The organism is Actinomadura sp. KC345 (assembly GCF_004348515.1).
Classification (GTDB): Bacteria; Actinomycetota; Actinomycetes; order Streptosporangiales; family Streptosporangiaceae; genus Spirillospora.
Genome location: NZ_SMKH01000010.1, coordinates 1 through 13,827 on the forward strand (window position 1 = coordinate 1; position 13,827 = coordinate 13,827).

Annotated in this window: 10 protein-coding genes; 1 reads left to right on the forward strand and 9 read right to left on the reverse strand. The window is 70.4% G+C overall.

The genetic code is table 11. The features are described from left to right. Window positions 1-997: 997 nt before the first annotated feature. The 9 genes from E1281_RS03070 to E1281_RS03115 form a co-directional block, all read right to left on the reverse strand. Window positions 998-2,056 (reverse strand): LLM class F420-dependent oxidoreductase, encoded by a 1,059-nt coding sequence (locus E1281_RS03070; RefSeq protein WP_131875575.1) that lies wholly within the window; start codon window positions 2,054-2,056, stop codon window positions 998-1,000. Further along, complete coding sequence (locus tag E1281_RS03075; RefSeq protein WP_131875576.1) at window positions 2,040-4,139, reverse strand: acetate--CoA ligase family protein; 2,100 nt, start codon at window positions 4,137-4,139, stop codon at window positions 2,040-2,042. Before E1281_RS03075 ends, E1281_RS03070 begins: the two co-directional genes overlap by 17 nt. Next, window positions 4,136-4,936 carry an enoyl-CoA hydratase-related protein gene (locus tag E1281_RS03080; RefSeq protein ID WP_131875577.1) on the reverse strand — a complete coding sequence of 267 codons (801 nt, stop codon included), beginning with the start codon at window positions 4,934-4,936 and terminating at the stop codon, window positions 4,136-4,138. The genes E1281_RS03075 and E1281_RS03080 overlap by 4 nt, the downstream gene beginning before the upstream one ends. Then, window positions 4,936-6,177: an acyl-CoA dehydrogenase family protein gene (locus E1281_RS03085; protein ID WP_131875578.1), complete on the reverse strand. Its 1,242-nt coding sequence runs from the start codon at window positions 6,175-6,177 to the stop codon at window positions 4,936-4,938. The genes E1281_RS03080 and E1281_RS03085 overlap by 1 nt, the downstream gene beginning before the upstream one ends. A gap of 33 nt (window positions 6,178-6,210) precedes the next feature. Beyond that, window positions 6,211-6,960, reverse strand: a complete 750-nt coding sequence (locus tag E1281_RS03090) for an alcohol dehydrogenase catalytic domain-containing protein (protein ID WP_165958764.1) — start codon at window positions 6,958-6,960, stop codon at window positions 6,211-6,213. Window positions 6,961-7,240: 280 nt separating this feature from the next. Continuing rightward, window positions 7,241-8,389 carry an acyl-CoA dehydrogenase family protein gene (locus E1281_RS39945; RefSeq protein WP_165958765.1) on the reverse strand — a complete coding sequence of 383 codons (1,149 nt, stop codon included), beginning with the start codon at window positions 8,387-8,389 and terminating at the stop codon, window positions 7,241-7,243. Window positions 8,390-8,403: 14 nt separating this feature from the next. After that, entirely contained in the window at window positions 8,404-9,582 is a 1,179-nt protein-coding gene (locus E1281_RS03105; RefSeq protein ID WP_131875580.1) for an acyl-CoA dehydrogenase family protein, read from the reverse strand. Between the two features lie 158 nt (window positions 9,583-9,740). Then, window positions 9,741-10,475, reverse strand: coding sequence for an IclR family transcriptional regulator (locus tag E1281_RS03110; RefSeq protein ID WP_165958766.1), 735 nt, complete (start codon window positions 10,473-10,475; stop codon window positions 9,741-9,743). A gap of 132 nt (window positions 10,476-10,607) precedes the next feature. Further along, window positions 10,608-11,702 carry an ABC transporter substrate-binding protein gene (locus E1281_RS03115; RefSeq protein WP_131875582.1) on the reverse strand — a complete coding sequence of 365 codons (1,095 nt, stop codon included), beginning with the start codon at window positions 11,700-11,702 and terminating at the stop codon, window positions 10,608-10,610. A 304-nt stretch (window positions 11,703-12,006) separates the two neighbouring features. On the opposite strand from E1281_RS03115, the gene E1281_RS03120 reads away from it, so the two are divergent. Next, the gene (locus E1281_RS03120; protein WP_131875583.1) at window positions 12,007-13,458 is read left to right on the forward strand and encodes an aldehyde dehydrogenase family protein; all 1,452 of its coding nucleotides are present in this window, start codon (window positions 12,007-12,009) and stop codon (window positions 13,456-13,458) included. Window positions 13,459-13,827 lie beyond the last annotated feature (369 nt).

Here is a 13,827-nt window from a genome sequence, read left to right on the forward strand (position 1 = left end):
TTGAAGTGGTGACTGAACATGATCGCCTCCACCTCGATGCCGTTCATCGCGATGATGCGGCACTTGGTGTAGGGATCGGAGGTGTCGGGATCGACGGGCGCGACGTCCAGCTGGCCCCAATTGCGCAGCTGGTCGTCCAGCGGGATACCGCGGTGTTCGAGCGGGTTGAACGCCACCAGGCTCACCCTTCCTGTGAGAGCGGATCGGCATGACGCCCGGGTGCGCCTACCCGACACGACCCACACCGCACCTTCCCAACCGAACGACCCCGAAAATTTTGTCGCGCGTTAACGTCCTGCTTGACGGCCTGGTGTTCGTCGGGGTCGTAGGGGACGTGGTCGGTCCAGCAGCGTCAGAGCACGCGAACCCAGCGGGCTCCCAGGCCGCGCAGGGCGCGGTACTTGCCCTGACCACGGCCGCGCGCGTCGTCGTGGGCCGGAAGATCGCCGCGTCGGATCCAGCGGCCTGACGAGAGGCCAGGTACACCACGGCGTCTGCGATTCGTCGGGGTCGCCGACCCGTACCCTCGGGACGGTCCGTCTGACTTGGGCAAGCAGATCTTCGTCCATCCGGCCCGGTCTGGACCGGGGGCCACGGCGTCCACCCGAATGCCGCGGGCGGCCAAGTCCAGGGCGCTGGATCGTGTGCGAGTTCAACAAGCTGACCCGGTGGAAAGCGGTCGTGAGGCGCTCGGCGTCCCGAACCTGCACCTCCATGACCTGCGCAACCTGATGGCACGCATGGGGCACGACAACGAGCGGGCAGCGCCGCGGTATCAGCACCGGTCGAGCACTGCTGACCGCGCCATTTTTATCCGTAGGCTGTGGGTTCGAGTCCCACGCGACCCGCCCGTCCCGACCAGGGCAAACACGAGATTGCCCCGGTTTGCCCCCCGCCCGGTTCGTCCCGCTTCGTTCCCTTGTCTGCTCGATGTTTGCTCGCGGGCTTGGATCGGGCCTGGTCACCCCGTTTTCCAGTTCGCCGAACCGGGTGGCGGCTACTCCCGAGCGCGCTCCGCGTCCACGGCGGCGCGCAGTGCCGCCACCGTGCTCTGCCAGTCGGCGCCCGAGGTGTCGACTCGCAGGTGGGTCACCCCGTTGCCGTGCGCGGCCCGCAGCCGTCCGACCAGCGCTGTCGGCTCGACGCACAGGGAGACGGCGTCGACCAGCCCGTCCGGGACGGCGCCGGCCGCCGCGACCGGGCCGTCGGCCCGCATCCGCCGGTGGATCTCCGCGGCCTCGGCCGGGTATCCGAGACGCTCGACGAGGGACCGGTAGAAGTTACGCGACGGGGCGCCCATCAAGCCGACGTAGTGCGCGATGCGTTCCCGCCACCTCTCCCGGGCCGCCTCGATCAGGGTCGCATCGTCACTGACCACGACCGGCCCGCCCGCACATATCCGCAGCGGACCGAGCTCCGCGGCTCTTTCACCCCGCCCGTCCGCGAGCGCCGACGTCCACACATCGGGCAACGGGCCGCTCATGGGATAGAAGATGGGAAACCAGCCGTCCGCCGTCGCCGCGGTGAACCGAACGCTCCGCGGCCCCAGAGCGGCGACCCAGACGGGGACGGCGTCCCGTACCGGCTCCGGGAGGAGCTTGAGGGGCTTGCCCAGACCGGTCCCCCGGCCGTCCGGCAGCGGGAGCGTCACCGCCGTCCCCGTGTGCCGGACGACCTCGCGGCGCCAGACCTTCCGGCACACCTCGACGGTGTCGGCGAGGCGCGCGAGCGGCTGCTCGAACGGCACGCCGTACCAGCCCTCGACGACCTGCGGTCCCGAGGTGCCGAGCCCGAGCTCGAACCTTCCCCCGCTCAGCGCGTCGAGGGTCGCCGCGGCCTGAGCTATCAGGGTCGGCGACCGGCTGTAGACGTTGACTATCGCCGTCGCCAGGCGTACTCGTTCGGTCACCGCGGCCAGGTAGCCGAGGCGGGCGATCGCCTCCCACCCGTAGGCTTCGGGTACCCAGACCGCGTCCGCCCCCGCGTCCTCGGCGGCGACGGCGATCCTGGCGATCTCGGGGCCGGCGGCGGAGTTGGCGTTAACGACGATCTGCATGGCCGTCCTCCTCTCTGCCCAGCACGACGTCCACGGCGGTCACCCCGGTCTCGTGCACGATCAGGGGGTTGATCTCGACTTCGCGCAGTGCCGACCCCTGCTCGGCGGCCCAGGCCGCCAGGCGGGCAACAGCTTCCAGTGCGGCCTGGGCGTCATGGGCCGGCGCACCGCGCCATCCTTCGATGAGCCGCCAGCAACGCAGCTCGCGGCACCGCTCGGCCATCCGCGGCGGCGCGAGGGTAGCGGGGAAGGTCACCGTGTCACGGTGCAGTTCCACCAGCGTTCCGCCCCAGCCCACGGTGAGCAGCGGCGGATACCCGTCGCGTGCGCCGAGCACGCTGACCAGTAGCTCGACACCGGCTGGGGCCATCTCGTGCACCTCCACGCCCGCGTCCGGCCCCAGCCCGGCCGCCAGGCCGTCGAACTCGGCGAAGACCTCGGCGGCGGCACCGGCGGGAACGCCCACGCGGACCGCGCCGAGTTCGGTCTTGTGACTGATCGAGCCGCCGAGCTTGACGACGGCCCGGCCGCCGAGGCGTTCGATCGCCTGGCGGGTCTCCGCGGCGGTGCGGACGTGCTCGACGGCCGGCCGCGCGATACCGATGTCGTCCAGCACCGCGAGATCCGACGATGTCCGCGGGAGCGCTTCATCGTCCGCGGACGGGGGCGCCTCGGACGGGGCCCGGCCGTGAAACCCTCCGGACGCGAGCGCGCCGACGGCCCGCCGCACGGAGTCGAAGACCGGGAGCCCACCGGCACCGAGCACAGAGCGGGCTCCGGTCGTGCGGTCCCGCGCCGCCAGGTAGACCACGGCGAGCGGCACGCCGAGATCCTCCGTCACCGCCACGAACCGGCGGGCGAGCTGCTCGGCCGCCGGGTCGAGGATGAGAGAGAGGATCACGACGATGGCCGAAACGTCAGGGTCCTCGCTCAGTGCGGAGCAGACCTCGCCGAATGCCTCCGGGGCACCTGTGAACAGCTGGGCGGTCACGTCGACCGGGTTCTGCGTGGAGGCGAAGGACGGCATGTGCCGGGCCATCCGTGCGCGCGTCTCCGCGCTGAGGGTGGCAAGCGGCAGCCCGGCGGACGTGGCCAGGTCGGCGGCGAGCGCACCGGCGCCACCCGACGACGACAAGACGGCGACGCCGCCGGCACGGGCCGCCAGGGCGCCCTTCCGGGACCGCTGGACGGCCGCCTCGACGACGGCGAGATCGCACAGGTCGTCGATGTCGTCCGCGATCGATACGCCGTACTGCCCGCACACCAGCTCGAAGCCCGCCGCGTCGCGAACCAGCGAGCCGGTGTGCGACGCCACCGCGAGCGCGCCGGTGCCGGACCGGCCACCGCGCAGGACGGCCAGCCGGACACCGGCCTCGGCCGCCCGGGCGCACAGCGCCTGCCACCGCCCTCCGTCCGGCAGATCCTCCAGGTAGAGCAGCAGCAGGGTCAGCTCGCCCGCTTCCACCAGGTGGTCGGCGAGGTCGACGACGTCGACGTCGATCTGGTTGCCGGTGCTGGCCCAGGTCCGCAGCGCGACACCGCGCTCGCGGAGCAGGTCGCCGAGCGCACCGCCGACGGCGCCGCTCTGACCGACGTACCCGACGGGCGCCTGCGCGGGGAGCTCCACATCGCGGATCGACGGGGTGAAGGTCGCCACCAGGCCCGTCGGGCGGTGGTAGAGGCCCTGGCAGTTGGGCCCGAGGATACGGATGCGGTCCGAGCGCGAGGCCAACTCGTCGCGCAGTTCGCGACCCTGTTCCTGCCCCGTCTCGTCGAAACCCGACGAGCAGACGATCGCCGCCTTGGCGCCGACGGCGACAGCGCCGTCGATGGCCGCCACCACCGCATGCGCCGGAGTCGCCACCACGACGAGATCCGGCGGGACCGGGACCTGCGCGAGGTGGGAGACCGCCGGCACCCCGGCGATCTCCCTCGCCGTCGGATGCACCGCGGTCAGGCCGATGCCCTCCAACTGCGCGTGCATCATCCGCAGCATGCGCTGCGACAGGCTCTGCGGTTTGGTGGACGCGCCGACCAGCGCGACCGACTTCGGCGCGAACAGCTCTTCCAGCGACGGTTTCACGTGAACCTCGGCTCTCTGCGCTCGGCCATCGCCCGCTGCGCTTCCGCGAAGTCGTCTCCGGCGATGCTCTCGACCACCTTGCGTTTCGTGCGCGCCAGCACCTCATCGAGATCGCCGTCGGCGTCATCGCGGAGCTGCTGCCGGATCGTCCGCAGCGACCACGGTGAGTTCGCGGCGATACCGCCGGCGTAGGCCTGCGCGGCGGGGAGCAGCTCGTCGGGTTCCACCAGGTACTGCACGAGTCCGATCCGGCTTGCCTCCGCACCGTCCAGGACGCGCGCGCTGAGCAGCAGGTCGCTGGCCCAGCCGTGACCGACGAGCCGCGGGAGCAGCTGCGACAGCCCGGCCTCCGCGCAGAGCCCCAGGCGGGCGAACGACGTCGTCCACTTGGCGGCCGGCACCGAGAAGCGGACGTCGGCCATGACGGCGATGGCGAACCCCAGGCCCGCGACCGCACCGTTCACCGCGGCGACGACCGGGGTGCCCAGGAAGAGGATGGTCTCGCTGCCGTGCTCCTGGTCGCGCAGGCGGCGGTCCACCTCGTCCGCGGTGTACCCGCTCAGCCGTCCACGGTCCGATCCGACGCAGAACCCGCGCCCGGCCCCGGTGAGCACGATCGCGCGCACATCGGGATCAGCGTCCAGTTCGGTGAACGAGCGCCACAGGTCCGCGCGCATCTCCGGCGGCAGCGCGTTGAGCCGGTCCGGCCGGTTCAGCGTGACGGTGGCGACGCGGTCCTCGACATCGACCAGCACCCAGTCCTCGCCCGGGCGGGCAGGCGTCGTCTCCTCGGCCATCACAGCTCCGTGTCGCCGGCGCGAAGCTCCGCGAGGACGGTACGCAGCAGGATCTCGTCGGCGCCGTCGGCGATCCGCAGGCTGCGCAGACTGCGCAGCGCCTCGGTGAAGTGCAGTTCGTTCGAGAAACCGATCGCACCGTGGGTCTGGATGGCCCGGTCGACGGCGTGGTGCGCCGCCTCGATGGCGAGGTACTTCATCATCGGCAGCTCTTTGCGGGCTTTGCGTCCGGCGTCGAGCAGGCGCGCGGTGTTGAGCGCGACCAGGTGGGCCGCGTGCAGTCGCGCCGCGGCCTCCGCCAGCGGGTGCCCGATCGCCTGGCGGTCGAGGAGCGGCTCGCCGAACGTCACCCGGTGCGCGCCGTAGTCGAGTGCCTTGCGCAGTGCCCACCGCCCGGTGGCCACCGCACGGGCGGAGTTGTAGAGGCGGCCGAGAGAGACCCCCTTCATCGCGACGCCGAAACCGCGGTGCTCCTCCCCGACGAGCTGCCAGGGCTCGACGCGCACGTCCTCCAAGACCGTCTCGGCCTCGTTGCCGCCGATGTCACCCCACATGCGGATGATCGAATGCAGATCCAGGCCGGGGGCGTCCATCGGGAGCAGGAATGCGCTGATCCCGCCGCGCCGGGCCGCCTGCCGCGCAGGGTCGGTGACCGCGAAGACGACCATCCAGTCGGCGATCGGGGCGTGCGTGGTCCAGATCTTGCGGCCGTTCAGCACCCAGCCGTCACCGGAGCGCTCCGCACGCGTCGTCATCGCCATCGCGTCAGACCCGGCGTCCGGCTCGGACATACCGAAGCAGAGGATCTCGTCGCCGCCGAGCAGTCCGGGCCACACGCGCTCGCGGGCCTCGTCGGTCAGCCCCTCCAGGGCGACGCTCGGGCCGTACGCCCAATGTGAGATCGCGAACTGCGCGAGCCAGTTCCCGGGTGGGCACAGGGAGTAGATCCTCTCCCAGGCCAGATAGTAGGCCAGGTGGCCCAGGCCCGCTCCGCCGAGATGCTCCGGCACCGCGAGGTTGAAGTAGCCGGCCCTCGACGAGGCCCGGCGGAGATCGCGGATGACCTCGACCACCTCGGGAGCGAAGCGCCCCGACTCGTCGTACTGGCGACGTGGGTCCTCCAGGAGCGCACGGTGCTGTTCGTGGCGGCCGAGTACCTCCCGGGTCACGAAGCCTTCCATGCCGTCAACGAGTTCCTCGAGATCCTCGGGCACCAGACCGTCGATCGGGCTGCTACTCACCACACCTCCAAAATTTCTCTGAGTGAAACTCAATTAGACTGAATCGTAACGACCGGGCGATCGCAGGGTCAATGGCCCGGTCTCGGCGGACACCCGCAACGGTCGAGAGCCGGGCATGCGTCCGATGCGCAGCGCACGCGAGCGCTCGACGACATCTTCGTCCGATGCGGCGACGGCGAAGTCGGTCGCGCCCATCAACTCGGCGATCTCGGCTTTTCGCGGGTTGCGGTCGATCACGGTGATCTGCCCCGCCCCTGCCAGGCGAGCCGCCTGGATGACGTTGAGTCCGAGGCCGCCGGCGCCGACGACCAGCACCGACTCCCCCTTGCCGAGTCGCGCGCGCTCCTCCACCGCCCCGAAGGCGGTGACGACCGCGCAGCCGAGCAGAGCCGCCGCGGCGTCCGGCATCCCGTCGGGGATGGGGATGGCCTGCCGCTCCCGGACGACGGTCCGCTCCGCGAACGCGCCCAACCGGCGGAACCGCTCCACGACCCGCCCTTCCCTCCGAAACGGCGAGGGATCGTCGGCGGCGGCCCCGGTGCCGTCCTTCGGCCCGGCGCACAGGGTGGGGCGCCCACCCGCGCAGGCGTCGCAGGTACCGCAGGTCTGCAGGACCGACAGCACCACACGCTGGCCGAGAGGCATCTCGACACCGGCGCCCCGCGCCCGGACGACGCCGACGGCCTCGTGCCCCAGCACCGCCGGCACCGGCTGAGCCATTTCTCCGTCGATCGGCTTGATGTCGCTATGACACAACCCCGCCGAGCGGACCTCGACGGTCACCTGCCCGGGTCCCGGAGGGACGACATCAAGGTCGTCGACCTCCACCAAGTCGTCGCCGTCCCAGATCAGTCCGCGCATCGCTCACCCTCCTCGGCCATCGTGTGCCGTCTCGCCGGCCGGACGTGCTGAAGCCGCCGTCTCCGGTGGCGCCGAGCCAGGAAGCGCCACCGGTCGTCCCCGCACGGGCGACCGGCCGTCGTCCCGCAGGACCACACGCGCTCACTGCATCGCACCAAGGCGAACACGGTGATTGCGCTCTGTCAAACTCAATGTGACTGAGTCATATTGTCGGGCCATCGGAAGTCGACTGCCACCGGGTCGCGCTCGGAGCTCCCAGCAGCCGCTCGCCCACCAGCCGCTCATGCACGGTGGGGCCGCCAAGCAGATTGCGTGTAACGTGAGCGCGTTTGTAATAGAGGTGTGCGTCGTGCTCCCAGGTGAAGCCGATTCCCCCATGGAGCTGGATCGCGTCACGCGCCGCCTCGACGAAGCGCCTACTGCAGAAGGCGTGGGCGGCATGGGCGGCGTCGGCGAACGCCTCCGGATCCTCGTCCGCGGCCCGCGCCGCCTCGCGGACCAGCGACGTCGCGAGCTCGCCCGCGGTGAACATGTCGGCCAGGCGGTGCTTCACCGCCTGGAAGGAGCCGATCACACGGCCGAACTGCACGCGGATCGCCGCGTACTCCAGTGTCGACTCGACGCAGTGCAACAACCCGCCGAGCTGCTCGGCGGCGAGGACGAACGCGGCGTGGGCCGCGATCCGGCCCTGGGCGCGGCCGGGATCCGGCGGGTCGATCCGCCGCGACGGGACGGAGTCGAACGTGAGCCGGGCGACGGGACGAGTCGGGTCCACGGCGACCAGCGGCGTACGGCCGAGTCCGGGCGCATCGGCCTCGACCAGGTGATACTCGGCCGCCCCTTCCCGGTTCACGGCCTCGACCAGCATGATGTCGGCGAGCATTCCGTCGACGACGGCCGGAACCGAGCCGGTGAGCCCGTCCGGACCGTGTGCCGGAGCCCCGGCGGCTCCAGGCAGGGCCGCCGCGAAGGCGGCGAGCGTCTCCCCGGCGGCGATGGCGGGCAGCACCTCCGCGGCTGCGGTCCGGTCCCCGAGCAGGGCCAGCGCCCCGCCGGCGAGTGCGACCGACGCCAGGTACGGCGACGGAACCAGACCGCGCCCGAACTCCTCCAGCACCAGGCCGAGCTCGGCCCGGCCCGAACCGGTTCCACCGGACGACACGGGCAACCCGATGCCGGTCAGCTCCGCACGGCACAGCAGCGACCACAGCTCGTCCCGGCCGCCCACCTCGTCCGCACCGTCCGCACCGTCGACGAACGCGCGCAGGCGCTCCCGCGGCGCGTGCTCGTCCAGCAGCCTGCGCACCACATCGCGCAGGTCACCCTGTTCCGCCGTGAGTGTCAGGGACAACTGAGGTTCTCCAATCAGCGCTTGATCGAGCCAACGGTCAGTCGATTGAACGGGACGTCCCGGTCGGACTGTGGTTCCTTCGGCAGGCCGAGCACTCTTTCCGCGATGATGTTCCGCTGGACCTCGGTGGTGCCGCCGGCGATACCCGACGCGGGCGTCCAGTCGATCGCCGTGATCAGCTCCGCGGTCTGCCGGTCGTCCGCCTCGAAACCGATCCCCCGGTCGGCCGCCAGCGACACCGCCAGATCCGCGGCGTTCCGCGCCAGCTGCGAGGACGCCAGCTTGGCCACCGACCCGCGGGCCCCCAACTCCGCGCCCGCGGCACGCTCCTCGGCCATCCTCGCCGCGAGCAGGGCCACCGCCCGCTCCTCCACCGCCAGCCGCCCGAGGGCGGCGTGTACCTCGGGCGACATCGGCGAAGCCTGCCGCAGGGCCAGGGCGCGGGCCGAGAGCGGCGTCGCCTCGGACCGGTTCCGCGTTCCGATCGCGACGCGCTCGTGCTTGAGCATCGTCAGCGCGGCGGACCACCCCTCGTCGACCCGCCCGACCACGGCGTCCGGCGGCAGGCGCACGCCGTCGAAGTAGACCTCGTTGAAGTGGACGTTCCCGGTCATGTCCCGCAGCGGCCGCACGTCGATGCCGGCTGCCCGCATGTCGACGACGAACATCGTGAGCCCGGAGTGCTTGGGACGTCCTGGATCAGTCCGGGCCACGAGGATCCCCCGCTCCGCGAAGTGCGCTCGCGACGCCCACACCTTCTGACCGGTGACCACCCAGCCGTCGGCTTCACGGACGGCACGCGTCTGCAGGCTCGCCACATCCGAGCCGGCGTCGGGCTCGGAGAACAACTGGCACCAGATCTCCTCGCCACGCAGAATCGGAGGCAGGTACCGGCGCCGCTGCTCCTCGGTGCCCAGATCCATCAGAACCGGCCCGGCCATGCCGATGCCGATCGCGAACGGCACCGCGGGGAGCGGGTAGCGCATCGCCTCGTCGCGGAACGCCCGCTCGTGCTGTGCGGCAAGTCCCTGGCCGCCGTAGTCGGCCGGCCAGGTGATCCCAGCGAACCCGGCGGCGTGCAGACGCGCCTGGAAATCCCGACTGGCCTCCAGGTCCGTCTCGATGTCCGTCCGGGGCGCATGCTCGGCCAGCCACTCACGCGCTCGGGCGCGGTAGAAGTCGATCTCGTCCATCCGGCCTCCCGTGGGCAGGTGCAGGCCAGGGAGGGCAGGCCGTTCCGAAGCCTCGCCGCGCCCGCTCGGACCCGCACGACAGTTCTGGTATGAGGATCTGTGTCGTTATTGGGCAAAGTCGCCCGAGTGGTGCGCGATGACTCCGGCGGTCCGCGGGCTCAGCGGGGAGCCGCCCCGGAGAGTCGCATGGCATGCTGCGTCAGTAGCCGCGCGAGTTCACTCTCGTTCTCCGGCTCGCGCGTCGGGGGGATCGACAGTCCGAGCGCACCGATCGTGCGACCGTCCAGATCGAACACCGGAGCGGCGATCCCCCAGACGCCCGGCCAGCGCTCACTGGTCGCGCTGCTGTAGCCGCGCGTCCGGACCTCCAGCAGTCTGCGGCGGAACGCGTCCCCCTCGGAGCCCTTCCAGCGCTCCGTCCCCCAATGCGCCAGCATCAGGGCGTCCACCTCGTGATCCGGCAGATGGCCGAGGATGGCACGGCCAGTGGTCATCTCGGAGGCGTGGAAGCGGGTTCCCAGCTCGATGTGCGTCCGCACGGTGTGGCTCGACGCGCCGAGGGCGATGTAGACGATGTCGCCGTCCGCGTACATCGAATAGATGCTGGTCTCGCCCGTCTGGCGCGAGATTTCCTGGACGGCTTCATTGAGACGCCGGCTCCAGCCACCATGCGCGAGCACGGCGGCTCCCATACGCCAGGTCTCCAGGGACGCCCGCCAAATACGGTTCGAATCCTGCTCGACGTACCCTTCTTCCTGCAGAATGCGCAGGAAGCGCAGGACAGTGGACGGCGAATAGTTCACCGTTTCGGAGAGTTGCTTGAGCGTTTGCGGACCGTCCATCGCCAGCGCGCGGAGAATGAGCATAGTGCGCTTGATACTGCCGTCGGCCACTGCGAACACTCCACTCATTCATTGTCGGAACAGCTCTTCAGGGTACTCGTTTCGACCCCGCACGGCTCACGTCGTGCCCGTCCCGGCCCGCACTGATCAGCGCCGCTGATCCCGTGCGGCGCACCGCGCGCCTCACGAGGTCGACTGGCAGACCGCCAGTGCTTCACTGAACCGCGCGTCCATCAACTCCCCCGCCGACAGGGGCTCCTCGTAGTCGAGCTCTCCCTGTTTCAGGGTGAAATCCTGGAGCATCCGAAGGAAGTCATCGACACCGGCCATGGCGAAGTTCGGGTCGAAACGGATCAGCGCGGACTCGCGAATGACGGCCTCCGGCGTCTCCGACGCCTTCGCGAGGATGGCCACCGATTCGGGCTTCTTTCGATAGTCACCGGTCAGGTACTTCTGCGTGACGCTCCGCAGCACCTGGAAGAAGCGCACGAGCGTTTCAGGCCTATCGAGCAGGCTGCGCCCGGCGATGACCGAAGCGCCCGTCACTCCCGGGGCGTAGGTGGCGATCTGTCTCAGGTTCGGCCGCTTGCTCGCCTGCACATCGGTGGGTGATCCGATCCATGCCGCGTCGACCGCGCCGTTCTCGAGGGCGACGAGAGCGTCCGCCCCGGCGACCGTCTTCAGTTCGACGTCGTCGAGCCCGAGGCCGACCTTGCCCAGCATGTCGCTCAGGATCTTGCCGCCGACGCCGGTCCCGCCGCTCGGCGAGGCGACGGTCTTCCCCTTGAGCCTGCTCACGTCCGGGTTCGCGGCCGAGCCGACGATGTCCGCCCGCGACCAGTACCCCTGCATCGGCGTACCCGGTTCGACGGCCACGGCGCGCTCCAGCGGTGCGACGAACTTCATGTCGACGTTGGTGGCGGCCACGTTGAAGTGAGCCGCCGACCATGTCGTCACCTGCCCGTCCAGCTGCCCGTGGGCCAGGAGCGGAACAGCGTCGGCGAGCGGTACCCGCTTGAGTTGCACGTCGAGCCCCGCCGCCTTGAACGCCCCGCTGGCGACGCCCACGGTCAGGGGCGCGAACACCTGGATCGGCGAGCTCATCGCGATCTTGATCGTGCCGCTGGTACCGGCCTTCGGGCAGATCTCCCTTGCCGACTTCCCCGCCGCACCGTCGCCGCCCCGACCCGCCTGGCTGTTGCAGCCGGTCAGGCCGGCCGCGGACGTCAACGCAGCCGTCAGCACGTACGCCAGTAGGCGCACCTTCCGCTTCACCATTGCGCTCCTCGGCAATTGACGACGAACCGACGTCCTCGGACAAGATGCGTCATCCCGCACCTCGACGAGCACTCAGTCGAATCCGATTCGAGTGAGTGCAATTCTGTGGCCTCGGCCACAGCACTGTCAAGCCCTCGATGGGGTTGAATTTCACTGAGCAACTGGTGTTTTCGTTGAGTGAAATTCATGGCACCCTGCTGGAAGCCCCGGGGAAGGCCGGCGCCCAACGACGAGGAGCCCGGAGGGCCGGCCCTTGGGCAGCCGCGAGCGCTGACATCACCCCCCATCTGCGAAGGAATGCCACATGACAGGGTCCGGAACCGTACGGAACTACGCTTGCCTGGTAGCGGGCGAACGGCTGACCACGAAGTCGGCCGTCCCAGTGCTGGATCCCTACACCGAGCCTGTGATCGGCGAAGCGGCCGAAGGCGACCGCAGCACGGTCGACGCCGCCGTGGCCACCGCAGTCGCCGCCCAGGAAGAGTGGGCCCGTACTCCGCTCTCGACCAGGCGCAGGGTTCTGGACCTGGCGGCGGACATCCTCGACGAGCGCCGAGACGAACTGGTCGACCTGGCGATCGCAGACACCGGGGCCCGCCGCCCGGTGGCCGCCGAACTGCAGGTGGGGGCGCCGATCACGCGCCTGCGCGCGTGGGCTCGTCAACCCGACGATGTGCTCGGCTGGGCGGCCGCGGACAGGGACGGGCTCGGCGGACGCGTCACGCGAACTCCCGTCGGCGTCGTCGGCTGCATCAGTCCGTCGAACTTCCCGATGCACTCCATCTCCGGCAAAGTGGCTCCGGCACTGTTCGCCGGCAATACCGTGGTGATGAAGCCCGCGCCCCAAGACCCTCTCCTCGTGAGCGCTCTGGCCGCAGCGCTCAACTCGGCACTCGCGGCGGAGAACGCACCGGCCGGCGCCGTCAACCTCGTCCTGGGCACAGGCCCCGAGACGGGTGCCGCCCTCGCCGCTCACCCCGACGCCAGAGCGATCAGTTTCACCGGCAGCACCGCCGTCGGAACGGCGATCTATCGCTCCGGCGCGGAGTCGATGAAGCGGCTACTTCTGGAACTGGGCGGCAAAGGCGCCTTGATCGTCCGGCACGACGCCGATCTGGACTCCGTCATCGCCGCCGTGACCCGCACCTGGACGATCCAAGCCGGGCAGGTCTGCCTGACACCCGCCCGCATCCTGGCCGATCGGCGGATCCACGACGATCTCCTCGCCCGGCTGCGGGCGGCCCTGGCCGAGCTGGTCCACGGCGACCCTCGCGACGCCACCACCACGGTGGGCCCCCTCGTCAGCGCCGACCAGCAAGCCCGCGTCACCGCGCTCACCGACACGGCACGCCGCGAGGGAGCGACCGTGGAAACCGCCTCCGGGGTGCCGTCTCACGGATGGTTCCACCCCGCGACGCTGGTGTCCGACTGCCGGCCGGAGCAGACCGTGATGCAGGAGGATGTCTTCGGTCCCGTCCTCTGCGTGATGCCGACCTCGGATGACGACGAGGCCGTCGACGCGGCGAACTCGACTCGATACGGCCTGACGGACTATGTCTTCTCCCGGAACGTCCATGAGGCCGAGGCGGTGGCCGGCAGGCTCGACACAGCGCAAGTGGCGATCAACACCGTGCGGCGCCACCCCGACCTTCCCTTCGGCGGCAACAAGGCCAGCGGCCTCGGCCGCAGCGGCGGAACCTATGCGCTGGACTCCTACACCGATCTCCGCGCAGTGGTGACAGCAGAGAGCCACTGACGCCAAGACGCCAGCTCAATCGGGGGTTGGCGGTAACGTGCGGTCGTGGAGACGGTCGAGCGGGTGGTGCCCGAGGGGGTGTGGGAGTTGTTTCAGCGGGGGTGCCCTCGAGCACTGCTGACCGCGCCATCGCGGACGGGCTCAACGCGCTCGTCCAGACCGACCAGAAGCGGGACGGCGACGACGGGGCGGCCGGATCACTGGTGCCCGTGGCCTAGTTGCACGCCAACTGCACTGGCGCTGGTCGAGTGATGAAACGATCAAGGCCCAGGTTGGAGGGTCATGCCTCTGGCCTGGGCCTTCTGCGTGAGCGGGTGACGGGAATCGAACCCGCGCTGTCAGCTTGGGAATAGTCTCGATCTTGCCTGC

Excerpts from the sequence above, each read along its gene's own strand:
- E1281_RS03070 (WP_131875575.1), bottom strand. The coding sequence starts at position 2,056 with ATGCAGATCGTCGTTAACGCCAACTCCGCCGCCGGCCCCGAGATCGCC.
- E1281_RS03080 (WP_131875577.1), bottom strand. The coding sequence starts at position 4,936 with ATGGCCGAGGAGACGACGCCTGCCCGCCCGGGCGAGGACTGGGTGCTG.
- E1281_RS03105 (WP_131875580.1), bottom strand. The coding sequence starts at position 9,582 with ATGGACGAGATCGACTTCTACCGCGCCCGAGCGCGTGAGTGGCTGGCC.
- E1281_RS03115 (WP_131875582.1), bottom strand. The coding sequence starts at position 11,702 with ATGGTGAAGCGGAAGGTGCGCCTACTGGCGTACGTGCTGACGGCTGCG.
- E1281_RS03120 (WP_131875583.1), top strand. The coding sequence starts at position 12,007 with ATGACAGGGTCCGGAACCGTACGGAACTACGCTTGCCTGGTAGCGGGC.